A 22,115-nucleotide genomic window follows, 5' to 3' on the forward strand; every position below is an offset into this window, starting at 1 on the left:
GCAGTGTAACGAAAAGTTACACTGCCTTTTTATTACATTTTTTGTTGTAAGTATTTACATATAATTCGTCTTAGTGTACTATTTAACTAACACACTAAGACAGGAGGGGAGAAATGAAAATCGAGTTTTCTCCAAACACACCAATTTACATTCAAGTAATGGAATACATAAAAAAGGAAATTGTAACAGGACATTTATTGCCTGGTGATAAAATTCCCTCCGTACGTGAATTAGCGAGTGATTTACAAGTAAATCCAAATACGATTCAACGCACATTTCAAGAACTAGAACGGGATGGAGTTGTTGTAACACGTAGAGGAATGGGGCGATATGTAACGAATGAAGGGGAGAAAATTATGGAGCTGCGAAAAGATATGGCGAAAGAATTACTTCATTCTTTCATAAATGGAATGGACAATTTAGGTTTTTCAGAAGAAGAAATTCTTACAATCCTTCGTTCTTCATTACATGAGAAAAGGGAGGAGAGCGAATGACAGAGTTATTAAAAATAGAAAATCTATGGAAGCGGTACGGATTAAAAGCAGTGATCCGTGAGTTAAGCATAGAGATTACAGAAGGAAAAATCGTTGGGCTTGTTGGAGATAACGGAAGCGGGAAAACGACGTTATTAAAAATGATTGCAGGATTGCAGCATCCTTCTGAAGGCAGCATAGTAATTAACGGTAAAAAAGTAGGGTTAGGGACGAAAGAAATCGTTTCATTTATGTCTGATAAGCCAGGCTTTGATGATTGGATGACGGTAAAAGATTCTTTATTTTTCTATCGAGATTTTTATAAAGACTTCGATATTCAAAAAGCGGTAGATACGATTACGGAATTTAAAATACCGTTAGAAGAAAAAATTAAAGCATTGTCAAAAGGGATGATTGAGAAGCTGCAAATCATTTTAACATTTTCTCGAAAAGCGAAGTTATACGTACTGGATGAACCGCTTGGCGGGATTGATCTCGTTTCTAGGGAGCATGTACTTGAGCTAATCCTTAAATTTTATCGTGAAGATTGTACGCTGCTTATATCAACTCATTTAATAAGAGAAATCGAAAATATATTTGATGAAGTAATCTTTTTGAAAGATGGAGAAATAATATTGCATGAAAATGTGGAAGAACTAAGATTTCAAAAGGGGAAAGCAGTACATGAGCTGTTTAAGGAGGCCTATGAGAAATGAGTCAGCTTTTTCTTTATCTGTATAATTGTAATAAGAGAAAAATAGCCATTATTTACTTCGGATTTATTACAGTTTCATTAATTCTTTTATTTAATATGAAAGGAGTTTCAGGAGCTAGAATTTCAGGTAGGCAAGATATAATCATTATTATATTTTTTATCGTACTAGGTATAAATGGATTCGCAATTCTTCTAACAGGTATATCGTCTTTTCGAAAAATGCTAAAAAACTCTATGCTACGTTGTACTTCTATTTCAGCACAAAAGTATATATGTGCAAATGTTTTATTTTGTGTACTACTCTTTATGATTTTGCTAGGAATAGGAATCATTTTTCTATACTATTTTTCTTTAAATATTTACAATGGAAAAACAGATTTAGGTGTTCAACAAGCAATCCACAGTTTATATGATTATGGAATATTACACCATATGTTATCTATTTTCTTATGGGGACTAGATTTTGTTAATATGCTAGTTTCTATTTATTTGATTATAGTAATTACGAAGCTATTCAATGTGAAATCATCGATGAGTAAGGTTGTTTGCGTAATCTTATTCGTTGTTTTTATCGCATTTAATGGGGGAATAACATATATCTTTCAGCAAATAGAAAAGTATGTGTTTGCCATAAATAATATTGGATTTATAGATCAAAACGGCTTTTTAAATACATCATTTTATTCTGGTACAGATATTACAGTTTTAAATCTATGTTTTAACTGTTTATTAACAATTATAATATTAGTAGTTACAGGTCGCATCATCGACAAAAAACTAGAAGTTTAAAGGAGGAATCATCATTGGGAAATGTAGTAGTGAAATTAGAAAATGTCCGAAAAAAAATCGGTAGAACAGAAATTATTCGTGGCTTATCATTTGAGGTTCGTGAAGGAGAGGTATACGGATTCCTTGGACCGAACGGTAGCGGTAAGACGACGACAATTCGTATGATGACAGGTCTTATTTCTATGACAGAAGGCGATATTACAATTTGTGGCCATAGTATTCGCACAGAGCGTGAAAAGGCGCTAGAGCAAATTGGAGCGATTGTAGAAAATCCCGAGCTATATGATTATATGACTGGAATGCAAAATTTAAAGCATTTTGCGAACATGGCGATTACCCCAATTAGTAAAGAGCGCATCGCTGAAATTGTAAAGCTTGTTGAATTGGAGCATGCGATTCATAAAAAGGTGAAAACATACTCACTTGGTATGAAACAGCGTTTAGGAATTGCGCAGGCGTTACTTCATCAGCCGAAAATCTTAATTTTAGATGAACCGACAAATGGATTAGATCCAGCTGGTATTCGCCAAATTCGTGATTATTTACAACGATTAGCGAAAGAAGAAGATATTGCAGTCATTGTATCAAGTCATTTATTAAGTGAAATTGAATTAATGTGTGATCGCGTAGTTATTATAAAGCAAGGTGAGTTTGTACAAGAGTATAACTTACATGAACAAGCGAAGCATGATGAAACAGTTGTAGTTGCATTTGAAGTAGATCAAGTTCAAAAAGCGAACGAAATTATTAAAGGTAAAGTACAAGGAAATGTAGCTGTGGCATCTGTAATGAAAGAAGAGATTCCGCAAATTGTAAAACAGTTAGTGAATGCTGATGTACTCGTATACGGTGTTACCGTTCAAAATAAAACGTTAGAGGATGAGTTCTTAGCAATTACAGGGGGAGTGAAAGCGTAATGTTTAAATTAATTCAAAATGAATTTTTAAAGTTGCATGCGAAAAAAGGTATGTATATTTTAATTGGTGTTATTGCAGTATTGGAGATTTTGGGAGTTTTAGCGATGATGAAGTGGGGCGACGGAAGTGAATTTAAAGGATCATATTTAGATTTTGCAAGTTCAGAGATTGGTTTAATTACTTTATTTGCAACAATTTTTGGAATCACGATTGCTTCACGTATGATTACTGATGAGTTCCAAAAAGGTACAATTAAGCAGTTATTAATCCGTCCAAGAAAAAGAATTATCGTTTTATTCTCTAAATATATTACAGTGTTACTTACTATAGTATTTATCATATTTGCTAGCACGTTAATTGCAATGATTATTGGCGGAATTGTAAAGGATGGTAGTAAAACAGAATTAACGTTAGGAATCGTAATGAAATCTACTTTATATCAAGTACTTTCACCGTTCTTCTTTGCGACGCTTGCATTTTTCTTAGCAAACGTATTTAGAAAGTCTGTATTACCATTGATTATTACGATGTTCCTCTTCTTTTTACAAGGACCAATTAATATGGTACTGATGATGTTTGCAAAAGGTGTAGCGAAATTTGTGGTATTTTTCCATTTGAATTTAAGTGCTTACGATAGTAATAAATTAGTAAGTGGCGGAGCAGAACCACCATTTACAGAATTTACGTTTACAACCTCATTATTACTTGTAGTTGCATACTTTGCTGTATTACTTGTAGCATCAAGTGTATTATTCCAAAAACGTGACGTATTATAATAAAAGAAATCCCCGCTTGTAAAAACGGGGATTTTTATTACATAACGTTCCCCTAGATTTCAACTGGAAGAACAGTAATACGGTATTTTAAATAAAACGTACTATATATTTTAAGAGATATGTTGTTTGGAATTATTTGAGAAAAAAAGGGAGATTTTCAACTATATTCATATTATAATTTAGTTATTCGGCCATTTGTGGAGAAGGGCTACCCATAAAACACTGAATAAATTTTCACTTTACATCATCTCTGGAGGTGTTCAATATGCAACATGCATTTTCACGTATAAGGCTACGTAGTTTTTTTGGATGGATGATTATAGGGATGTTGCTGACGATGATTCCATTAAGTTTATCAGGTGCTTCTGACAATACGATAGAGTTCCTGTCACAAATATCAATATTTTTTGCATTTCCACTATTGTGGCTATATTTAAAAACAAGTAAAAATAATGTTGTTTTTAAAAGCTTTTTTGATAAGCCTGGACGTTTACATTGGGGGTTAATTGTATTAGCAACGATCATGGGAATGATTTTTGCAGTCGGTATATCCCAAATTCAATTTTATATTTTAGCACATACTTTACCTAATTTCTTAGTTACCATGTTAGAAGATGGAAATGTAATTAATACGAGTAACATATACATGACGATATTTACTTTCATTTCAGCATGTGTATTAGCCCCAATAATGGAAGAGGTTATTTTTAGAGGTTTTTTCTTGCAGCGAATGGCGTACAAATGGGGGATTAAAAGAGCGGTTATTATATCCTCTCTTATTTTTGGACTAGGACATTTTGATGTTATCGGTGCTTTCATGTTCGGTGTTATTATGTGCCTTCTATACATAAAGACAAAAAATATATGGACGAATATTGCTGTGCATGCTCTAAATAATTTGATTGCAACGAGTATGCAATTTGTAGGTGGAGATGGAAGTGACGCAATCTCGATTACTGAATTACAAGCACAAAGTAATTTATGGATCGGCATTGGTCTTGTGATTATCGGTTTATTATGGTTCATTCCTTTTACTTGGAACCAGTGGCGTACAGTAAAAGAAGTTGGTGTGCCACCGATTCGTTTCATAAATGAAGAAAAAGTAGTGAATACATCAGAAGAAAATGAAATATATAGCCAAGTGATAGTAACAGATAGATTGATGGCTGTAGAATTACCTGATGAAGCTGTAAATAAGCTTCGGTTAGAAGAAAATGATTATGTAACAGTTTCTGTAGAAGAAGATAAAATTGTTATAAAGAAAGCGCATAATAGATAATTAAAAAGTAGCTCCTAAAGAGCTACTTTTTAATTTGTAATAATCTCTACACGAAAATTATTACCGTTCTTTACATATTTAATATCTGTAACGATCCGAACGGTTTTTAGAAGTTCAACTTTTTCACCAATTCGAGGGATGGTCGGAACATTGTCCCAAATACCAAGCAAGTCATCTAATTGTGCCGTTTTTTCATAAAACCAGATTTTCAATGTAAAGCCCCTTTCTCGAACTTTATGTATTTTAATACATGATATATCATTTTTATTCTTAATGTAAGGGGTTTTTACTCTTTTTGTGAATAAAGATGAATTAATCTTCTGGGAATATATGTTCAATGTCCGGAGTAAGAGCTACTTCTGATAATACGATATGAGAAACTGTCGTTGCATATGAAGAAACATCATTGATAAATTCTTCAAGTTCAACGAGTGAAGGAACAGAGATTTTTACAATGTAGCACAAGCTTCCTGTTACTCGGTAACAAAAACTTGCAGATGGATAAGACTGAATAAACTGTTGCATACGTGTTGTATCACCATTTTTTAAAGTGATTTCTAAAATACAATCTAAAACAAGTCCTGCTTTTTTATAATTGATATCGATTGTGTATTTTTGAATAATCCCTTCACTTTCAAGTTTACGTACACGTTCTGTAGTAGACGGAGCTGATAAGTTTACTCGTTTTGCTAATTCACGCATCGAAAGGCGGCTATCATTATATAATTCATTTAAAATTTTTCGATCAACACGGTCTAATTGCATTTGTAAATATACCTCCAGTAAAATGATAATTTTTGTAAAGAAAAATTAAAAATTAAGATTCATATGAAATGTAAAGTGAACTTTATTTATTTTACAATAAAAAAGAAGGAAATAGGAGGGGAAATGATGGAGAGAATTACATTATCAAATGTAGGAGATACAAAGTTTCAAAAATTATTAGGTCATAATCCAGATATATTAAATTCGTGGAGTACGTTAGAGAATACACTGTATAGTACAGGGGCCCTTTCCGTAGAGTTAAAGGAGCAAGTAAGAAGAACATTAGCGTTTGGGAATGAATGTCCGTACTGTATGGCAAAGGGAAAGCCGGATGATATACAAAAAATAGAAGAAATTAGCGTAGCCGTTACTTTTGCACATGCATTTGTTCATGACCAAAAGGCGATAGATGATAATATGTTTCATATATTAAAACAATATTGGACTGAAAAAGAAATTGTAGAGCTTTGTGCCTATATTTGTTTTATTACTGCTTCGCAGCAACTTGGTTTTCTGTTTCAATTACAGCCCAATTAATTAGGAGGATATTATGCTTAATCAAGCAGCACTTATAATCATTGATGTACAGGAAGCATTTAACTTACCATACTGGGGCGTGAGGAATAACCTTTTGGCGGAAGAAAATATGAAAAGTTTGTTAGAAGAATGGAGAAAAAGAAAACTACCAGTTTTTCATATTCAACATGTAAATAAAGAAAATGTTCAATCGATGTTTTATCAACATGCGGAAACGGTAAACTTTAAAGAAGAAGTGCAACCAATGCCAGATGAAATAATTATCCAGAAATCCGTTAATAGCGCGTTCATTGGGACAAATTTGGAAGAACAATTAAGAGAACAAAAATGTAATACGGTAGTGATTGTAGGATTAACAACAAATCATTGTGTGGAGACTACAACACGGATGGCAGGTAATTTAGGGTTTACAACGTATTTAGTGAACGATGCGACGGCTACATTCAATCGTAAAGGTCTGGACGGGACAGAGTATAGTGCAGAGGACATTCACAATATGACACTTGTAAACTTACATGATGAATTTGCTAAAATCGTTACGACTGAAGGTGTTTTAAAATTATTTTAAGAAAATAATTGTGGAATTATGTAGAAAAAAATAAGAATATTTCGTATAATCTAAGTATAATCATTTTGAAAATAGGGGTGGCATCATATGGAGCAAATTTCAGTAAAGAAAATAGAAAAAGTACTCGTTTTAGCAGGAGAGGATAAACAAAAGCAAAAGGAATTTTATGAATTGCTCTTATCAACGGAGTTTTATGTTGCTGGTTCACTTGAAGCAGAAGACGGGGCAACGGAAGGAACACTTCGTTTGCGTCATTTCCAAGGAGAGGGTAGATGGATCGTTCCGTTCTTTACACAATTGAAATTTGTAAAAGATGTGTTGCCAGAAGGTACGCCCCTTATTACGATACGTGGAAAAGAATTATTTGGTGGCATTGAGAAGGATGCAACAGCTGTATTAAATGTTGGTACTGATATAAGTAAAACATTTATTCCAGAAGAGATTTCAGATATCTCATCTGGACGGATTTTTAATTATTATAAGTAAAAGGAAAAGCTTAGCAGCTTTTCCTTTTTAATTTGAACATGGAGTGGCTATACCAGAAGAAATAGAAACAGTTTTGTTAGTTGTATTTATTGTTGCTGTAGCTCCGAGGGGAATACCGATATTTGGACTTATATGTCCAATCGGTAAGCCGAATAATACAGGTATATTATATGGTGTGAAATATTCATATAATATTGTTTGCAATGATTGAGATGGCTTAGAAGGGTTGCAGTCGTGACAACTTGTAAAAATAACGCCACTGCATTCATTAAACTGTCCAGATAAAAGTAGTTGATTTAACATCCGGTCAATGCGGTACGGTTCTTCACCAATATCTTCAAGTAATAAAAGTTTATTTGACGTATTTATCTCATAGGGCGAGCCAATTATACTTGTTAACACAGTTAAATTCCCTCCAACTAATGTGCCTGTAACTGTACATGGAGAGGTAGGTACGATACATTCTGATGCATATAAGATAGATGAATACGGATGGAATAGTTGATTGAAAGAAGATAAGGAGAGAGAATCTATACCTTTTCCTAATTCTTCAATCATTGGACCATGAAAAGTAACCAGCTCCGCATAACGTGAAAAGGCAGTATGTAAAGCCGTAATATCGCTATATCCCCAAAAAATCTTTGGATTCCGTTGAATGATTTCATATTGAATGTAAGGGAGGAGACGAGCGCTGCCGTAACCACCTCGTGCACAAAAGACTGCTTTGACCTCAGTATTTGTAAATGCTTCATGTATATCATCAAGACGAACTTGATCACTTCCAGCTAAATATCCATATTTTTCATAAACACTCTTTCCAATTATTACGGATAATCCCATCTCTTGTAATACGTTCACACCTTTTAATATATTCTCAAGTGTTGGTGGGCCAGACGGTGCAATAACCATTACTGTATCACCTTTTTGCAAAGCATTTGGATAAATCATTGTTCTCAGCCTCCTTCTCTTTCAATATATTCGCTTGAGCGAAAGTTCAATCCTTGTAAAAGAAGGGGAAAGCATGTCATATAAAGAAGGTATAGGGAAAGTAGGAGGGAAAATGATGTTTACAAGTCGAGTAATAGATATATTACAAATTAAGTATCCGATCATTCAAGCAGGTATGGCAGGAGCGATTACAACGTCAGAACTTGTTGCAGCTGTGAGTAATAGCGGAGGATTAGGTACGCTTGGAGCAGGGTATATGAGCCCAGAACAAATCCGTGAAGCGATTTATAAAATAAGGGAACTAACAAATAAGCCTTTCGGTGTTAATTTACTTTTAACGAAAGAGATGCAGATAGAAGAAGAGAAGGTAAACGAGGCGAAAGTATTACTTAGTGGAGTGAATAGAGAATTAGGTATAGAGGAAGAAAAGACTTTAAAACTTCCAAAAAGCTATAAAGAACAATTACAAGTATTATTAGAGGAAAAGGTACCAGTCGTTAGTTTTGCATTTCAAACGTTAGAAAAAGAAGAAATAGATGATTTGAAAAAGGAAGGGATAAAAGTTATCGGAACAGCTACCCATGTAGCGGAAGCGAAAGCACTTGCTAAGTTAGGGGTAGATATTATTGTCGGGCAAGGTAGCGAGGCAGGAGGGCATAGAGGAACGTTTATTGGGAAAGAACAAGATGCGATGATTGGTACATTTGCATTAATCCCGCAATTAGTAGCAGAAGTACCTCATATCCCGATTGTTGCAGCAGGTGGTGTAATGAATGGGCAAGGGCTTGTTGCGGCATTTGCGTTAGGGGCAGAAGCTGTTCAAATGGGATCAGCCTTTTTAACGAGTGAAGAAAGTATTACGCATGACGTGTATAAAGAGGCGATTTTACATAGTACAGATACGAGTACAACGGTAACCCGTGCGTTTTCCGGGAAATATGCACGGGGTATTCGTAATGAATTTATAGAGAAACATGAAGGAAGAGAAGCGAATTTACCGATGTATCCAGTGCAAAACGTATTAACTTCAAAAATACGTCAAGAAGCAGCGAAGCAAAATAAGGAAGAGTATATGTCGCTTTGGGCGGGACAAGCATCATCATTAGCACGAACGGAATCAGCTCAGCACGTAGTGAAACGTGTCATGAAAGAAGCAGAGAACGTAATTGAACAATTACAAGATGTATATAAAAAAAGACCACTTGAATAATTCAAGCGGTCTTTTCGTTAGTTTGCTTTATAAAATTGTTGGATAGCTTCGTCGATGTAAACCCAGCCTTTCCAACCTAAGTGCATATGATCTTTTAAGAAGTACTTATCATATTCATGATTTGAGAAATCAGCAATTGGATAGCCAGCTTGCTTAATTTGCTCACGAACTTTATTGTAGTATAATTCGCGTTTTTCTTTCGGGAAGCCAGCGTAATCATACCAAGGACCTTTTACAGGAACAGAAATGAAGAGCGGTTTTGCGCCAGATTGTTTTAATAAATCAAGTACAATTTGTAAATCTTCATATTCTGGTGATTGGTCATAAGCATCATTTTTTAAGTAACCTTCACGTTGTTTTAATTTCTTCTTAATTTTGCTATTGAAGTAATCATCTTCGATACCATATTCGTTAGAGCTTGATTCTACTGCACCTGTTTGATCAGCATGCTTACGAGCTTCTTCCCAGTTCATTTGTTTCAATGATGGATCAAGCTGTTCTTTATGCGGCTTAATATTAAACATAACTGTAAATAAATCTTTACGATCTAGAATGTTACGATAAATATAAGCGAAAGGTTTAGCAGCAAGTGCTTTTACTTTATACTTTGTATCATCGTAGGCGATACCTTCAAGCGAAATTTTTAATAAAGTTTCTTTTTTAACAATCTCAAAGTTTAATAAGCGTTTTGCAATTTGTTTTTTCATTTCAGGTTTTAAATCATCGTTGAAAATGAAGTGGTAACCTTGTTGTTTTGAAAAGTTAGGTGCAAAGTGTGTCTCATCAATACCTTGTGGTACAAACCATTGCGGAGAAAGAACGAATATCATTTTCTTATCTTTCAATTGATCCATTGTAGATGCGAAGTTTAATACATGTACAAGGTCTTGTGTTCCACCGCGCCCAAGTAGGAATGGTGTGAATCCTTCAGGCTTTACTTTGAAATAATTCGATGGATGGAAAGCATCCATACGTGCGAATTCCGATGAACCGTACATCGGAAGATATTTCGGGTCTGCTAACATCTTTTGCTGTAAAATCATACTTTGAATCTTTTCTTCTTTTAAAGAAGTCGCAGCTTGTTCTACTTTCTCATCACTTAAAAGTGGAAGTAGGAAGCGCGTTGGAATAAGTAAGAATACAGCAAAAAGGGCCAATGCTAAAAGCATCGGACCAAATTTTACTTTGTTCATCGGATTTCTTCCAACTTTTTAATAACCATATTTGGTGTAGCCCACTCATCGCGGTCAAAATCAGAAATAGAAACTTCAATCTCTAAACGCTCTTGGAATTCTACTAATAAAGATACTACAGCGAAAGAATCAAGAATACCTTCTTCAAATAATTGAACATCTAAGTTTTCTTTCACAATATCGTTTTCACATACTTCTTCTAAAATATCTAATACTTGCTCTTTGAATTCTGCCATTTTTAAAATCTCCTTTATATCCGAAATATATTATATGTGCAACTTCTTAATAGTATAAGAAGGGTGCATTAAAAGTATCTGTTAAGGTGTCCAGAGAAGATCAGGAAACCGAAACATACAACGTGGAACGTAATTACAATCGCAAGGACGTGTGTAAATTTATTGTTTGGCCAAAACTTATGCTTCTTGTTTTTTCGTTCGAAAATATCGAATAAAATAAACAGTGCGGCATGATATAGACCATAAATAACATACTGCGCAACAGCGCTTCCTTGGATGTGCCAAATTCCCATAATGAAAAAGTTTAAAAATGCACCGATATACGAAATTGTGTAACGGTTCTTAATTAACTTTTTCTTCGTTGCAAAAAAGACGAAACGCATGTAAATAAAATCACGGAACCAGAATGATAAACTCATGTGCCAGCGGTTCCAGAAGTCTTTAATGTTACGACTAAGGAATGGCTTATTAAAGTTTTCTGGAGTTTTAATTCCCATCATGTAACTGATACCAATTACGAACGCACTATAACCTGCAAAGTCAAAGAATAACTGCATGCTAGTAGCGTACATAAAAATCACATTAGATAAAAGTGTATCTTGATTGGCGAATACTGCCTTTACAAGATATGTTGTTATCAAGTGCGCGATTATAAATTTATACAGAAAACCTTGGAAAATACGGTTAATCCCTGTATATAGTAACTTTTGATATTCCTCAGCACTAGGCGGCTTTTGAATATCTTTTTGGAATCTACGGTAACGATCGATAGGTCCACTTGAAATCGCAGGGAAGAATAAAACGAATTCCCAGAAATTAAAGAAGGAAAGTTCTTTAATTAAATTATCACGAACTTCAAAGACCATCTGTACAGCTCTAAATGTTACGTAAGACATACCTGCGAAAACAATAAAATGCAATTCAGGTACAAACGGTGCGATTTTTGCCAAAATAAGCGGTAAAATCGATAAAATAACAGCTATACAAAACGTGAATGTACTATTATTTTGTTTTCTTAAAATTAAATAGCCTTTAATAAGGGCATATTGCCAAATAATAAATACGGCTAACATGATTGCTTGCTTCGGTTTATCAGAGAAGATAATAACGAGCATTACTAATGTTAAAACGGCATTATATTTACGCAACATTTTACCTTTTAATCCAGCTATGATAGTAGGTATTAATAAAATGCCTACTATAGCGAAAAAATAAAATGATCCATATGCGGTCATGCTGTAACCTCACTCAATAATTTTTTGCGATCTACCTTTCCATTTGGTGTCATTGGAATAGAAGATTGATACATGAATTTACGTGGAATCATGTAATTTGGTAATCGCTCATTGAGTTCTTTTTTGATTGCAGATGTTAATTTGAATTCTTTTTCAAACGAATGCTCTCCAGGAACAACAACCGCTAATAAGTAATCATATTTTTCACCTTTTTTAATTGGAACAACAACTGCACCTTCTACGTAAGAACACGCGCGAAGATGATGTTCGATTTCTTCTAATTCCATTCGATAACCATGAAGCTTAATTTGGAAATCAAGACGACCATTATAGAATAGAAGACCATTTTCTACATAGCCAGCATCACCTGTTTTATAGGCGCGCTCACCATCAATCATGGTAAATACTTTTTCTGTTAATTCAGGGCTTCCTAAATAGCCAACGCTTACGCTTGGACCGACAATTACGATTTCACCTTTTTCACCGTCAGGTGCAATTGTACCATCTTCTTTCATAATAAGAAGGCGACAGTCTGATTTACAGTAGCCAACTGGAAGTGATTTGTATTGATCAAGCACTTCTTCTGTAACGTGAATGCCTGTTACAGCAACAGTAGCTTCTGTTGGACCGTACGTATTCATAATTGCTGCTTTCGGGAAACGCTCAATTAATTTTCTAGCTACTTCATTTGGTAACACTTCACCGCAGAATAAGAATGTTTTCATGTTTGGTAGCATACTTTCAGAGAAAGAGGCTTCCATTAAACACATTTCTGCGAAAGATGGTGTCGAAGTCCATACTTGTATATCCGATTGCTCTAAAGAAGCAAACAAGTCTTTTGGACGTGCAATCATATCTTTATCGATTGCCCAAAGTGTGCCACCTGTTACTAATGATGGGTAAATATCCATTACAGATAAATCGAATGAGAAAGGTGCTTGGTTTAAGAATACTTGCCCTGTTTGTAAGTTGAAATCTTCTACAGCCCATTTTGTAAAGCTAACAAGACAGTTATAAGTAATCTGAACCCCTTTCGGATTACCTGTACTTCCTGATGTGTAAATAATGTAGAAGTTCTCATCACCTTTTACCGCATGTTCAGGATTTGGAGTATTCCCTTTATGAGTAAAGAAAATATCTTTTAAGTTATCTTCACTTGTAATGCGAACTGGTAAGTCCGTTACCGTTACTTCTGCCCCTGATAACAGTAATTTCGCACCAGAACTTTCAGCAATACGTTGTACACGATCAGCTGGAATAGATAAATCTACAGGAATGTAAGCATGTCCAGCTTTTACACAACCTAAAAAGTTAATAATCATTTCAGGTTGCATATGGCCATAAACCATAATTGGTGAACGATCATCTGGATACTCAGAAGAAATCCAATGTGCTAACGCATCAGAATCTTCCTTTAATTGTTTGTACGTAATTTTCGCATCTCGCCAAACAAAAGCGGTTTGATCAGGCGTTTCTACAGCCCACTTTTCAATTTGTTCTAATAACTTCATAACGTTCCCACCCTAGAATTCATTGTAAATAAATGTACTTGTGTTTGTATCATGGAATCCATACAACCAAAGTAATGCAAATAAAATTGCAAGGTAATAAACCGTCTTTGCAACCCATTGTGTGAGTGGTTGAGACCATATCTCTTTTAATCTTTCCATGTCTTTCCCTCGCTTAATGAAATAATAGCTCTTTGTAGGTATCATGTCCTACATGATTGTGAAAAAAACAAAATCCCACATTTTAGGTAAAAATAAGTCAAAAGGCTCTTTTCTGATATTAGCACTAAATACTAAAAAAGAAAATCCCTAACTTAGCAATTATATTACATTCAGCATGAATTTGTAATGGGTTTGACATGTAAATAGGAAGTGGATTGTATGAATGTATAAAAGTGGATTGTGAGAAGGCGGGAAAATATAATATTTGTTTTGTTATTCCTGAATTGGAGTGGGTTAATAATCACTGGGTACTTAGTACATTTTCAAGGTATAGAGCCTTTTAAAAGGAGGTAATTATTATGAAAAGAGAGTGGAGGAGTTTTATTTCAGAGGAAAATATCATTAAATGGAGACGGCATTTCCATAAGTATCCGGAATTATCGTTTCATGAAAAAGAAACTTCGCAATTTATATATGAAACATTATGCTCATTTTCTTCTTTTGAAGTAACGAGACCAACGGAGTACAGTGTGCTAGCAATTAAAAGAGGAAGGCAACAAGGGAAAGTAGTTGCGATTCGAGCTGATATAGATGCTTTACCAATCCAAGAGGAGACAAGGAAACCTTATACGTCTGTGCATAAAGGAATAATGCATGCATGCGGGCATGATGCTCACGCAGCTATTTTATTAAGTACAGCAGAGACGATAGCAAATATGAAGGAAGATTTTGCAGGCGAAATCCGTCTGTTCTTTCAGCACGCAGAGGAAGTGTATCCCGGTGGTGGACAAGAAATGGTGGAGGCCGGTGTTATGGACGGCGTCGATTATGTAGTAGGTTTGCACGTTATGTCTGGATTAGAAAGTGGAAAGATAGGAATTGTATATGGCCCTATGATGGCAGCACCAGACGTATTTACAATTGAAATTTTAGGAAAGGGTGGTCACGCGGCACGACCAGAAGAAACGATAGATCCTATTGCTATCGGAGCACAAATTATTACAAATTTACAACATATCGTATCAAGAAATACAAGTGCTTTTATGCATAGAGTAGTGTCAGTTACACAATTTCATGGGGGGATGGCCGATAATATCATTCCTAGTGCAGCAGCTTTAATGGGAACTGTTCGATCTTTTAATCAAACATTAAGAGAGGAAGCAAAAGAGAAAATTGAGCAAATTGTAAAAGGAATTACAGAAGCACATGGGGGAGATTATACATATACGTATCGTTACGGATATGATCCAGTTGTTAATAATGAGTACATTACGAAAATAGTAGAAAAAAGTGCGATAAAATTGTTCGGAAATCAGCGTATTGTGCATCTTGAACCTTCTATGGGAGGGGAAGATTTTTCAGCGTATTTAAGAAAAGCACCTGGTTGTTTCATTAAATTAGGAACAGGGAATAAAAACATTGATACTTGTTATCCACATCATCATCCGAAATTTGATGTGGATGAATCGGCTTTAATTAATGGAGTGGAACTATTTTTAGAGACAACTATAAGACTACTAGAAATTGATAAAGCATAAAAAAAGGCAACTGCACTCTATTGCAGTTGCTTTTATTTCTTCCGTCAGAGAGGGCTGAGAAAGAACTATGCTCATTTATAGTATATGAATAGCTAACGGACAAGCTTGTACATTTTAACTATTTTTTAAAAAATAGTTATTGAAATTGATAATTATTATCAATAAAATAGATGAGGAACCTTAATGAGAAAAACATTTCACCTTTTACGAAGGGAATTAAAAAATAAAGATGTTGATAAGCATATTGAATGGCAACGAAATATAATTCGTTCTGAATATGTAGGTGAGAAGAGTACACTTCAAACAGAAAAAGAGATACAAGGTAAAAGGAGAGGTTCAGTTGAGTAAGTTAGTAATGATTTTTGCAAGTATGAGTGGAAATACAGAGGAAATGGCTGACCATATTGCGGGTGCGATTCGTGAAACAGAAAATGAGATTGAAGTAATTGATATTATGGATACACCAGAAGCTTCTATATTAGAGCAATACGACGGTATTATTTTAGGTGCTTATACTTGGGGAGATGGTGATCTTCCTGATGATTTTTTAGATTTTTATGATGCAATGGATTCTATTAACTTAACTGGTAAAAAAGCAGCTGCATTCGGTTCTTGTGATTCGGCTTATCCAAAATACGGGTTAGCGGTTGATATTTTAATAGAAAAGCTGCAGGAGCGCGGGGCAGCAGTTGTGTTAGAAGGATTGAAAGTAGAATTAACGCCAGAAGATGAAGATGTAGAAAAATGTTTACAGTTTGGAGCTGAATTCGTAAAACACCTTTCTTAATGGCAGAAGGGAGATGAAGAGCAATTGCATGAAAAAATCTCAATCAAAACGATGACAGATTACCATTTGTATGATTTTATGCGTTGTCCACACAAATTTTATTTCCGTCATATAAAAAGAAGAGAACCTTCTTCATTTGAATGGCAACAAATAGCGCAAATGATTGTGAATCAAATTATTAATGAATATTACACGCTACCTGCGGGCCAACAAACGAAAATTGTACTTTTAATATTAATAGAAAAGTATTGGAAAAAAGTAAGGATTAATATGTTTGCTTCAAAGGCGGAGTACTATATTGTTTTAGCGAAGCTAACTGATCACTTATTACAGTTTGTTGAAAGGGATGATAGTCAGGCACCGCCGTTATTTTTATATGAGAAGTTTCAAACATATATGGAAGAGTTAGGTGTCCACATGTCATTGACATTTGAAGTTGGTGAGTGGAGTACTGAATCGTTTGTAATTAAAAAGTATGTTGTCGATGCGGATGAGGAAATGCTTGCTCTTTGTCAGAAGCTAATGACAGTATTCAGTTATAAAGCTTTCGGTATTCTTCCAGGGAAAATTGAAGTTATTAATTTAATAGAAGGAACTAAGTATGAGTACATTCCAAAGCAGGAAGATATTATAACTGGAATGGATGATTTATTTAGAATGAAAGAAATGTTGCAGCAACCTGAGCACTATACAGAGCGTCATTTTCGTTCTGAGTGTATGAGTTGTGCGTTTCGTAGTGAATGCCAAAGGGAAGAAGTAAAGAAAGAAGCGAAGCAGAAGAAAAATATAGTACATTAAAGGATGCAAATTTGCATCCTTTTTATTATTGACATGAAAAGCTTTTCATCATTTACCGTATATTTGTAGCAGATTTTAATAAGGGGAGGAATAATCAATGAAAGATGAAACGGCAGTATTTCAATGGTTAAAAGAACAGAATGCTCCTTTTGGAATTCAACTGCAAATTTTACAGGCGTTTCAATTGTATAAAGTTATTGTTGAAATGGATAAAAGGTTAATGATGTATGAGGAGAGAGAGTATAGGGAGAGAATTTAATCTCGTCCCTGTAGTATTGCTTTAAGCTGTTCTTCATTCTTCTTTAATGTTATTTCGTTGTTTGTTTCAATGTTATAAATAAGGTTATGTAGTAAAGGGCTGTATTGATAAAAGGTAGTGATGCGGTGAATGAGTAATGGATCGCGGTGAGAAATAAGTGCACTGTATTGTTCATATACAGATGTAGTAAACTCATGACCGAAATCATAATATAGCCCAGCGAAATCAAAAGCGGGATCGCCAATTTGAGCATCTCCAAAATCGATAACACCTGAAATGTTTTTGTGCAGGTTGTTAAATAAAATGTGATTATGTGTAAAGTCAGCATGAATGATTGTATTTTGAAAGGTAGATTTAGCTATATTGGCAAAGAAATTTTCGAATAAACGATTTAAGGCTGATTTCTGTAATGAAGTAAGATTGTTAGTAAGATATTGATTTAATTTTGTTTGTAGCTCTTTCCAGTAGATAAGTGTTTTTTCGATAGGGAATCCTAGCGTTTCAACACGTCTTAAAGGAATACTATGTAAAGCCGCAAGGAAAGTGGCTAATTGTGTAATGATTGCTTTCAATTCTTTTTTCTCTAGCTTGGTAACTATTTCAGTTGTTAACGGTTCACCGTGAATGAGAGGATAATAGCTACAAAATGGAACGGTATTACAATTATTCTTATACAATAAATGATACTTAGGAATCTCGATTTCTTGTAATGAATGAGAAAGAATAGTGCACAGTTCTTTTTCTAACGGAATTCGCTGTGCATATTCAAGTTTTCGCGGGAAACGAAATAGTAGTTCGTCATTTATAATAACCGCTATATTATCCCAACCTTCTTCATTTTGTTTATATGAATGTATAGAAAGACCGGGCAGAGCTTCTTTTATATATTGTTTGTAAGAGTCCATAATTGTTCCTCGTTTCTAAGTTAAAGGTAGGTTATTCCACTTTATGATATCAGAATTTTCTTTCTATATGTTAAAATATAACTATCATTATGGAGGAGGGTGGGGTGCATTACGAAGAAAAGAATATTAATCATTTCTCTATGTATCGCTTTTGGATTGTTTTGGTCATATAAAGAGGAGGTTTTTGCCACTTTTAAACCGATAGATCGCTACGAGTTAAATAAGGAATTAAAGAACAAAAGTATAGAAACTTTAACTCATAAAGAAAAGAAAAATGTAGGAGAACACTTTGTGACAGCGCAACTAGCAGTGTTTGAGTTTAATAATAAAGAAGATGTGAAACGAAAAGGTGAAGAAATATTTGTAAATAGAGGGTATGAACAGCTAATAGAAAATTATTACCCAAACCGTTTTCGGGATTTAGAGTATAAATTTACAAACGAAGAGATACGTGAAGAGACAGATGAGAGTTTTCGCTATCATGCTGTAGCGTACGTTACTGGTATTGAAAATGGCAAGAGAAGTGAAATGAAATTAAATTATGACATGAAAATTGTAAAGGTTAATAGTATATTTATGGTGTTAGATCAAAAGCAGTATGTACAATAAAAAATCCCTCAAGGAAAAGAGGGATTTTAAAGATTTTCATTTTGTTGCCCAAGTTCTTTTTGAGCAATGTATAAGTTTCCTTGCTCAACTTGTTTCAGTGTATGAACAGAATCTCCTGCATATCCTTTTTCTGTTTTAACAGTTCTTTTTGAACGATTTGAATCTTGTTTCTTCATATAATAGACCACCCTTCTTTAAAAATAGACGAAAATGATGAGCACGAGTAATACAGCTGCGAAAATGGTAATGCCCATTAAAAAAGAAGTGTTTTTATATTTAGGTGGCTTATGTACATCTTGCCGATATCCAGGTGAAATTTCAGGGGCGAATTCTTCATCGAATGATTGTTTCTTTTGTTTTTCGTCCATATGTATCCACCTTTCTTTTTCATTATGTTACACGTTACAAGAAAAAATATGCATGAAGAAAACAGCCGCTATATCATTAGCGGCTGCTTTGCGTTGTATATTTTCTTTGTACTTGAAAGAGACGGATAAGCAGGAAGATTGCTCCAAATGCTAGACCGATAATAAGACCGATCCAATAACCTTTTGCTGCCCAGTCAGTATAAGTTGCTAACATGTAGCCAAGAGGTAGACCTATTACCCAATAAGCTATTAATGTCATAATTAAGGCAACATTTACGTCTTTATAACCACGAAGTGCTCCTTGTACTGGAGTTGCAATCGCATCTGAAATTTGAAATAAAATCGCGAATATAAGAAATTCTTTAGCTAAATGATGGACATTTGCATTTGTCGTATAAATAGAAGCAATTTCATCATCAAAGAAATAAAGAAGGATTGAATATAAAAGAGCGAAAGCAAGGGCTAACCCAATTCCGATAAATCCATATTGTTTCGCATTATTGTATCGTTTTGCTCCAACTTCAAATCCAACGGCTATCGTCATTGCCATTGCTAAACTTAAAGGAGTCATATATAACAAGGAAGCAAAGTTCATAGCTGCTTGATGTGCTGCTATTGTTGTCGTACTAAAATTACTCATCATAAGTGTTACCGCAGCGAAAATACTCGTCTCAAAAAAGATAGCAAATCCGATAGGGACGCCAAGTTTCAGGAATTCCTTCCAAATTGTAAAGGAAGGACGGTATAACTGTTTAAAGATATTGAAAGAAGCGAAAGGCTCTTTCGTACGAATAATAATAACCGTAATAATTAAAATACACCAATATGTTGCTGCAGAAGCGATTGCCGCACCAACACCACCGAGTTTTGGAAAGCCAAAGTGACCAAAAATTAATAAGTAATTTAATACTACATTAATTGGTAATGATAGTAATGTAATAATCATCGTTGTTCGAGTTTTTCCTAATGCATCAATAAATCCACGTAAGACGGTGTAAGTAAATAAAGGGATAATTCCAATCGCGATAATAATTAAAAATTGTGCTGCAATACGTTCCACGGGTTCTTCTAATTGCATGCCATTTAAAATAGGTGAAACAGCGAAGAATCCGATAAGGATAACAACGAAACTAGCACAAATTGCTAAATATACTGCTTGTATGACAATGTGGGGAACGTCCTCCTTTTTCTTTGATCCAACGAGCTGTGCAACAATAGGAGTAGTAGCCATTAAAATTCCTGTTAAGCCGGTACTAACGGGAAGCCATATACTTGTTCCGATAGCAACACCCGCTAAATCAATAGGACTCGCATGTCCTGACATTGTCGTATCAAAAAAGCTCATCGCAAATAATGACATTTGCGTTACAAAAATCGGGAAAAAGAGTAATAAAAATTGCTTTAACTTTTGTGAGAATGAAGTAGTTTCTTTCATAAAATCCCCTTTCAACGTAAAAAACAAACTCTTATTATCATACAATTTAATCAAAAAATAGAAAAGAAATAAGCGTATACAACAAATAAAATCAATAAAAAAAGGATGCACTTTGAAAAGGGATAAGGTATTATGATAAGGTGTGAAAAAATTACATATTCGTTATTAAGGAGGCACTACTTGTGGCTGATTGGCTAATTGGATTAATCATGGGTGCTGTTGAAGGTTTAACAGAGTTTTTACCAGTATCATCAACAGGACATATGATTTTAACAGGACACTTAATTGGATTTGAAGACGATAGAGCGAAAGTTTTTGAAGTTGTAATCCAATTGGGATCGATTTTAGCAGTTGTTGTTATATTTTGGAAACGTCTATGGTCATTAGTTGGAATAGGGAAAGTAACTGATGGACCATCGTTAAATTTATTACATATTATTATCGGGATGATTCCTGCCGGCATACTCGGCGTATTATTCCATAGTGCAATTAAAGAAGTTTTATTCGGTCCAGGACCGGTTGTTATTAGCTTAGTAGCTGGTGGTATTTTAATGATTGTTGCTGAGAAGTTTTCAAAACCAAGTACAGCAAGAACGTTAGATGAAATCACATATAAGCAAGCATTTACAATCGGAATGTTCCAATGTTTAGCACTTTGGCCAGGATTTTCTCGTTCTGGATCAACAATAAGTGGTGGTTTATTAGCACGTGTTTCGCATACAGCGGCAGCGGAATATACATTTATTCTAGCGGTGCCAATGATGGTAGCTGCAAGTGCCTTAGATTTAATTAAAAGCTGGGATATATTAAGCGCGGCTGATATACCGTTATTTGCAACTGGATTTATTACAGCATTCGTTGTTGCGATGCTTGCAATTGTTTCATTCTTAAAATTATTAGGTCGTGTAAAACTAACACCGTTCGCTTACTACCGTTTCATTTTAGCTGCGGTATTCTATTTCTTCATTATGTAATAAAAAAACCTGCCGAAATCGGCAGGTTTTTTATTTTACTACTCTCTCAATCATGCTTTCCATTACATGTTCCCAAAGAGAAGTATCATCAGCTAATGTAGCACGGAAATTAGCATACATTTCTTTTTGTTTCTCTTCGAATGTTGGATCTTCTTTTTCAGGTAATGTAGCGCGCATTGAAGTTACTAATTCTTGTATTTTTGGAGCTCGTGGTCCAAAGACGGCTTGTTCATTTCCGTCTTTATCAATGAAAATAAAGATTGGAATCGCACGTGCTGTTCCGTTTGTTAAGTATTGATCCATTAAATCTAAGTTTTCATCGCGAATTAATAACCGCATATCAATATTTGCAACTTCAGAAATTCGTTTCATAACAGGTACACATAAAAGAGCATCACCGCACCAATCAGCTGTTAATACGATAACACGCCAGCCATCATTTTGGCGTTCTTCTAATATAGGAAGTAATTCATTTGGAATTAAAAAATTATTGTAAATGTGTAGTAGCTCGTATTGGTTTACTTTCATTTCATTCACATATGTATCAAAGGACATACCTTTATCAGCCCATTGTAGTAAGTTCATAAGTAACACCTCTTTAGTATGATTTATTTTTATTGTACCAATTTTTATATAGAAAAGCTT

General features: G+C 34.5%; 30 protein-coding genes. 17 read left to right on the forward strand and 13 right to left on the reverse strand.

The window, feature by feature from the left end; translation table 11 throughout:
• Positions 1 to 113 precede the first annotated feature (113 nt).
• The 6 genes from I6L50_RS13110 to I6L50_RS13135 all read left to right on the forward strand — a co-directional run bounded on the left by I6L50_RS13110 (position 114) and on the right by I6L50_RS13135 (position 4,949).
• Positions 114 to 494, forward strand: a complete 381-nt coding sequence (locus I6L50_RS13110) for a GntR family transcriptional regulator (protein WP_002126211.1) — start codon at positions 114 to 116, stop codon at positions 492 to 494.
• Entirely contained in the window at positions 491 to 1,189 is a 699-nt protein-coding gene (locus I6L50_RS13115; RefSeq protein WP_219301783.1) for an ABC transporter ATP-binding protein, read from the forward strand. The genes I6L50_RS13110 and I6L50_RS13115 overlap by 4 nt, the downstream gene beginning before the upstream one ends.
• Complete coding sequence (locus I6L50_RS13120; protein ID WP_219301784.1) at positions 1,186 to 1,977, forward strand: ABC transporter permease; 792 nt, start codon at positions 1,186 to 1,188, stop codon at positions 1,975 to 1,977. The genes I6L50_RS13115 and I6L50_RS13120 overlap by 4 nt, the downstream gene beginning before the upstream one ends.
• A gap of 14 nt (positions 1,978 to 1,991) precedes the next feature.
• Positions 1,992 to 2,894 carry an ABC transporter ATP-binding protein gene (locus I6L50_RS13125; RefSeq protein ID WP_219301785.1) on the forward strand — a complete coding sequence of 301 codons (903 nt, stop codon included), beginning with the start codon at positions 1,992 to 1,994 and terminating at the stop codon, positions 2,892 to 2,894.
• Entirely contained in the window at positions 2,894 to 3,670 is a 777-nt protein-coding gene (locus I6L50_RS13130; RefSeq protein ID WP_219301786.1) for an ABC transporter permease, read from the forward strand. Before I6L50_RS13125 ends, I6L50_RS13130 begins: the two co-directional genes overlap by 1 nt.
• A 265-nt stretch (positions 3,671 to 3,935) precedes the next feature.
• On the forward strand, positions 3,936 to 4,949 hold the full coding sequence (locus I6L50_RS13135; RefSeq protein ID WP_219301787.1) for a CPBP family intramembrane glutamic endopeptidase: 1,014 nt from the start codon (positions 3,936 to 3,938) through the stop codon (positions 4,947 to 4,949).
• A 29-nt stretch (positions 4,950 to 4,978) separates the two neighbouring features.
• Here the strand turns inward: I6L50_RS13135 and I6L50_RS13140 are convergent, their stop codons facing one another.
• Both I6L50_RS13140 and I6L50_RS13145 read right to left on the reverse strand, forming a co-directional pair.
• On the reverse strand, positions 4,979 to 5,161 hold the full coding sequence (locus I6L50_RS13140) for a DUF3913 family protein (RefSeq protein WP_000707108.1): 183 nt from the start codon (positions 5,159 to 5,161) through the stop codon (positions 4,979 to 4,981).
• A gap of 100 nt (positions 5,162 to 5,261) precedes the next feature.
• Complete coding sequence (locus I6L50_RS13145) at positions 5,262 to 5,714, reverse strand: Lrp/AsnC family transcriptional regulator (RefSeq protein WP_002011610.1); 453 nt, start codon at positions 5,712 to 5,714, stop codon at positions 5,262 to 5,264.
• Between the two features lie 123 nt (positions 5,715 to 5,837).
• Here I6L50_RS13145 and I6L50_RS13150 point away from each other — a divergent pair, with 123 nt between their 5' ends.
• The 3 genes from I6L50_RS13150 (at position 5,838) to I6L50_RS13160 (ending at position 7,305) form a co-directional block, all read left to right on the forward strand.
• Positions 5,838 to 6,251, forward strand: coding sequence for a carboxymuconolactone decarboxylase family protein (locus I6L50_RS13150; protein WP_170935223.1), 414 nt, complete (start codon positions 5,838 to 5,840; stop codon positions 6,249 to 6,251).
• 13 nt (positions 6,252 to 6,264) lie between these two features.
• On the forward strand, positions 6,265 to 6,819 hold the full coding sequence (locus I6L50_RS13155) for a cysteine hydrolase family protein (RefSeq protein WP_219301788.1): 555 nt from the start codon (positions 6,265 to 6,267) through the stop codon (positions 6,817 to 6,819).
• 87 nt (positions 6,820 to 6,906) lie between these two features.
• The gene (locus I6L50_RS13160; RefSeq protein WP_002135134.1) at positions 6,907 to 7,305 is read left to right on the forward strand and encodes an SseB family protein; all 399 of its coding nucleotides are present in this window, start codon (positions 6,907 to 6,909) and stop codon (positions 7,303 to 7,305) included.
• A 27-nt stretch (positions 7,306 to 7,332) separates the two neighbouring features.
• Here the strand turns inward: I6L50_RS13160 and I6L50_RS13165 are convergent, their stop codons facing one another.
• Positions 7,333 to 8,253, reverse strand: a complete 921-nt coding sequence (locus tag I6L50_RS13165; protein WP_002011617.1) for a S66 peptidase family protein — start codon at positions 8,251 to 8,253, stop codon at positions 7,333 to 7,335.
• Between the two features lie 73 nt (positions 8,254 to 8,326).
• Between I6L50_RS13165 and I6L50_RS13170 the strand changes: the two genes are divergently transcribed.
• Positions 8,327 to 9,463, forward strand: coding sequence for an NAD(P)H-dependent flavin oxidoreductase (locus tag I6L50_RS13170; RefSeq protein WP_219301789.1), 1,137 nt, complete (start codon positions 8,327 to 8,329; stop codon positions 9,461 to 9,463).
• A gap of 17 nt (positions 9,464 to 9,480) precedes the next feature.
• On the opposite strand, the gene dltD is transcribed toward I6L50_RS13170, so the two are convergent.
• From dltD to I6L50_RS13195, 5 genes are all read right to left on the reverse strand, one after another.
• The gene (gene dltD, locus I6L50_RS13175) at positions 9,481 to 10,656 is read right to left on the reverse strand and encodes a D-alanyl-lipoteichoic acid biosynthesis protein DltD (protein ID WP_201066543.1); all 1,176 of its coding nucleotides are present in this window, start codon (positions 10,654 to 10,656) and stop codon (positions 9,481 to 9,483) included.
• Positions 10,653 to 10,892: a D-alanine--poly(phosphoribitol) ligase subunit DltC gene (dltC, locus tag I6L50_RS13180; protein ID WP_002011622.1), complete on the reverse strand. Its 240-nt coding sequence runs from the start codon at positions 10,890 to 10,892 to the stop codon at positions 10,653 to 10,655. Before dltC ends, dltD begins: the two co-directional genes overlap by 4 nt.
• A 68-nt stretch (positions 10,893 to 10,960) precedes the next feature.
• Positions 10,961 to 12,127, reverse strand: a complete 1,167-nt coding sequence (dltB, locus tag I6L50_RS13185) for a D-alanyl-lipoteichoic acid biosynthesis protein DltB (RefSeq protein ID WP_219301790.1) — start codon at positions 12,125 to 12,127, stop codon at positions 10,961 to 10,963.
• Complete coding sequence (gene dltA / locus I6L50_RS13190; RefSeq protein ID WP_002086765.1) at positions 12,124 to 13,638, reverse strand: D-alanine--poly(phosphoribitol) ligase subunit DltA; 1,515 nt, start codon at positions 13,636 to 13,638, stop codon at positions 12,124 to 12,126. The genes dltB and dltA overlap by 4 nt, the downstream gene beginning before the upstream one ends.
• A gap of 12 nt (positions 13,639 to 13,650) precedes the next feature.
• Positions 13,651 to 13,797, reverse strand: coding sequence for a teichoic acid D-Ala incorporation-associated protein DltX (locus tag I6L50_RS13195; protein WP_002011626.1), 147 nt, complete (start codon positions 13,795 to 13,797; stop codon positions 13,651 to 13,653).
• A 359-nt stretch (positions 13,798 to 14,156) separates the two neighbouring features.
• Here I6L50_RS13195 and I6L50_RS13200 point away from each other — a divergent pair, with 359 nt between their 5' ends.
• The 5 genes from I6L50_RS13200 (at position 14,157) to I6L50_RS13220 (ending at position 17,179) form a co-directional block, all read left to right on the forward strand.
• Positions 14,157 to 15,335 (forward strand): amidohydrolase, encoded by a 1,179-nt coding sequence (locus I6L50_RS13200; protein ID WP_201066549.1) that lies wholly within the window; start codon positions 14,157 to 14,159, stop codon positions 15,333 to 15,335.
• Between the two features lie 183 nt (positions 15,336 to 15,518).
• A complete protein-coding gene (locus I6L50_RS13205) occupies positions 15,519 to 15,683 on the forward strand; it encodes a hypothetical protein (RefSeq protein WP_181777915.1) in 165 nt (54 codons plus the stop codon).
• On the forward strand, positions 15,676 to 16,122 hold the full coding sequence (locus I6L50_RS13210) for a flavodoxin (protein ID WP_201066551.1): 447 nt from the start codon (positions 15,676 to 15,678) through the stop codon (positions 16,120 to 16,122). Before I6L50_RS13205 ends, I6L50_RS13210 begins: the two co-directional genes overlap by 8 nt.
• A gap of 24 nt (positions 16,123 to 16,146) precedes the next feature.
• Positions 16,147 to 16,920: a hypothetical protein gene (locus I6L50_RS13215; RefSeq protein ID WP_002086758.1), complete on the forward strand. Its 774-nt coding sequence runs from the start codon at positions 16,147 to 16,149 to the stop codon at positions 16,918 to 16,920.
• Positions 16,921 to 17,017: 97 nt separating this feature from the next.
• The gene (locus I6L50_RS13220) at positions 17,018 to 17,179 is read left to right on the forward strand and encodes a hypothetical protein (RefSeq protein WP_219301791.1); all 162 of its coding nucleotides are present in this window, start codon (positions 17,018 to 17,020) and stop codon (positions 17,177 to 17,179) included.
• Here I6L50_RS13220 and I6L50_RS13225 read toward each other — a convergent pair.
• Entirely contained in the window at positions 17,176 to 18,084 is a 909-nt protein-coding gene (locus I6L50_RS13225) for an aminoglycoside phosphotransferase family protein (RefSeq protein ID WP_219301792.1), read from the reverse strand. The genes I6L50_RS13220 and I6L50_RS13225 overlap by 4 nt on opposite strands.
• Positions 18,085 to 18,183: 99 nt before the next feature.
• Here I6L50_RS13225 and I6L50_RS13230 point away from each other — a divergent pair, with 99 nt between their 5' ends.
• Positions 18,184 to 18,693: a biotin transporter BioY gene (locus I6L50_RS13230; protein ID WP_219301793.1), complete on the forward strand. Its 510-nt coding sequence runs from the start codon at positions 18,184 to 18,186 to the stop codon at positions 18,691 to 18,693.
• 26 nt (positions 18,694 to 18,719) lie between these two features.
• Here I6L50_RS13230 and I6L50_RS13235 read toward each other — a convergent pair whose 3' ends face one another.
• From I6L50_RS13235 to I6L50_RS13245, 3 genes are all read right to left on the reverse strand, one after another.
• Positions 18,720 to 18,869, reverse strand: coding sequence for a hypothetical protein (locus tag I6L50_RS13235; RefSeq protein WP_000743737.1), 150 nt, complete (start codon positions 18,867 to 18,869; stop codon positions 18,720 to 18,722).
• Between the two features lie 18 nt (positions 18,870 to 18,887).
• Positions 18,888 to 19,061, reverse strand: a complete 174-nt coding sequence (locus I6L50_RS13240; protein ID WP_000343684.1) for a hypothetical protein — start codon at positions 19,059 to 19,061, stop codon at positions 18,888 to 18,890.
• A gap of 76 nt (positions 19,062 to 19,137) precedes the next feature.
• Positions 19,138 to 20,496, reverse strand: a complete 1,359-nt coding sequence (locus tag I6L50_RS13245; RefSeq protein ID WP_002140955.1) for an MATE family efflux transporter — start codon at positions 20,494 to 20,496, stop codon at positions 19,138 to 19,140.
• A gap of 182 nt (positions 20,497 to 20,678) precedes the next feature.
• Between I6L50_RS13245 and uppP the strand changes: the two genes are divergently transcribed.
• Positions 20,679 to 21,470 (forward strand): bacitracin resistance undecaprenyl-diphosphatase, encoded by a 792-nt coding sequence (gene uppP, locus I6L50_RS13250; RefSeq protein WP_002086752.1) that lies wholly within the window; start codon positions 20,679 to 20,681, stop codon positions 21,468 to 21,470.
• 30 nt (positions 21,471 to 21,500) lie between these two features.
• On the opposite strand, the gene I6L50_RS13255 is transcribed toward uppP, so the two are convergent.
• On the reverse strand, positions 21,501 to 22,088 hold the full coding sequence (locus I6L50_RS13255) for a thioredoxin family protein (protein ID WP_219303697.1): 588 nt from the start codon (positions 22,086 to 22,088) through the stop codon (positions 21,501 to 21,503).
• Between the last annotated feature and the right edge of the window lie 27 nt (positions 22,089 to 22,115).

The organism is Bacillus sp. FDAARGOS_1420 (genome assembly GCF_019344915.1).
In the GTDB taxonomy this organism is placed as follows: Bacteria; Bacillota; Bacilli; order Bacillales; family Bacillaceae_G; genus Bacillus_A; species Bacillus_A mycoides.

What these genes read in the sequence shown, in the direction of transcription:
- I6L50_RS13110 (WP_002126211.1), top strand. Translation starts at nt 114, where the DNA reads ATGAAAATCGAGTTTTCTCCAAACACACCAATTTACATTCAAGTAATG.
- I6L50_RS13115 (WP_219301783.1), top strand. Translation starts at nt 491, where the DNA reads ATGACAGAGTTATTAAAAATAGAAAATCTATGGAAGCGGTACGGATTA.
- I6L50_RS13120 (WP_219301784.1), top strand. Translation starts at nt 1,186, where the DNA reads ATGAGTCAGCTTTTTCTTTATCTGTATAATTGTAATAAGAGAAAAATA.
- I6L50_RS13130 (WP_219301786.1), top strand. Translation starts at nt 2,894, where the DNA reads ATGTTTAAATTAATTCAAAATGAATTTTTAAAGTTGCATGCGAAAAAA.
- I6L50_RS13135 (WP_219301787.1), top strand. Translation starts at nt 3,936, where the DNA reads ATGCAACATGCATTTTCACGTATAAGGCTACGTAGTTTTTTTGGATGG.
- I6L50_RS13145 (WP_002011610.1), bottom strand. Translation starts at nt 5,714, where the DNA reads ATGCAATTAGACCGTGTTGATCGAAAAATTTTAAATGAATTATATAAT.
- I6L50_RS13150 (WP_170935223.1), top strand. Translation starts at nt 5,838, where the DNA reads ATGATGGAGAGAATTACATTATCAAATGTAGGAGATACAAAGTTTCAA.
- I6L50_RS13155 (WP_219301788.1), top strand. Translation starts at nt 6,265, where the DNA reads ATGCTTAATCAAGCAGCACTTATAATCATTGATGTACAGGAAGCATTT.
- I6L50_RS13160 (WP_002135134.1), top strand. Translation starts at nt 6,907, where the DNA reads ATGGAGCAAATTTCAGTAAAGAAAATAGAAAAAGTACTCGTTTTAGCA.
- I6L50_RS13165 (WP_002011617.1), bottom strand. Translation starts at nt 8,253, where the DNA reads ATGATTTATCCAAATGCTTTGCAAAAAGGTGATACAGTAATGGTTATT.
- I6L50_RS13170 (WP_219301789.1), top strand. Translation starts at nt 8,327, where the DNA reads ATGTCATATAAAGAAGGTATAGGGAAAGTAGGAGGGAAAATGATGTTT.
- dltD (WP_201066543.1), bottom strand. Translation starts at nt 10,656, where the DNA reads ATGAACAAAGTAAAATTTGGTCCGATGCTTTTAGCATTGGCCCTTTTT.
- dltC (WP_002011622.1), bottom strand. Translation starts at nt 10,892, where the DNA reads ATGGCAGAATTCAAAGAGCAAGTATTAGATATTTTAGAAGAAGTATGT.
- dltB (WP_219301790.1), bottom strand. Translation starts at nt 12,127, where the DNA reads ATGACCGCATATGGATCATTTTATTTTTTCGCTATAGTAGGCATTTTA.
- dltA (WP_002086765.1), bottom strand. Translation starts at nt 13,638, where the DNA reads ATGAAGTTATTAGAACAAATTGAAAAGTGGGCTGTAGAAACGCCTGAT.
- I6L50_RS13195 (WP_002011626.1), bottom strand. Translation starts at nt 13,797, where the DNA reads ATGGAAAGATTAAAAGAGATATGGTCTCAACCACTCACACAATGGGTT.
- I6L50_RS13200 (WP_201066549.1), top strand. Translation starts at nt 14,157, where the DNA reads ATGAAAAGAGAGTGGAGGAGTTTTATTTCAGAGGAAAATATCATTAAA.
- I6L50_RS13205 (WP_181777915.1), top strand. Translation starts at nt 15,519, where the DNA reads ATGAGAAAAACATTTCACCTTTTACGAAGGGAATTAAAAAATAAAGAT.
- I6L50_RS13220 (WP_219301791.1), top strand. Translation starts at nt 17,018, where the DNA reads ATGAAAGATGAAACGGCAGTATTTCAATGGTTAAAAGAACAGAATGCT.
- I6L50_RS13225 (WP_219301792.1), bottom strand. Translation starts at nt 18,084, where the DNA reads ATGGACTCTTACAAACAATATATAAAAGAAGCTCTGCCCGGTCTTTCT.
- I6L50_RS13235 (WP_000743737.1), bottom strand. Translation starts at nt 18,869, where the DNA reads ATGAAGAAACAAGATTCAAATCGTTCAAAAAGAACTGTTAAAACAGAA.
- I6L50_RS13240 (WP_000343684.1), bottom strand. Translation starts at nt 19,061, where the DNA reads ATGGACGAAAAACAAAAGAAACAATCATTCGATGAAGAATTCGCCCCT.
- I6L50_RS13245 (WP_002140955.1), bottom strand. Translation starts at nt 20,496, where the DNA reads ATGAAAGAAACTACTTCATTCTCACAAAAGTTAAAGCAATTTTTATTA.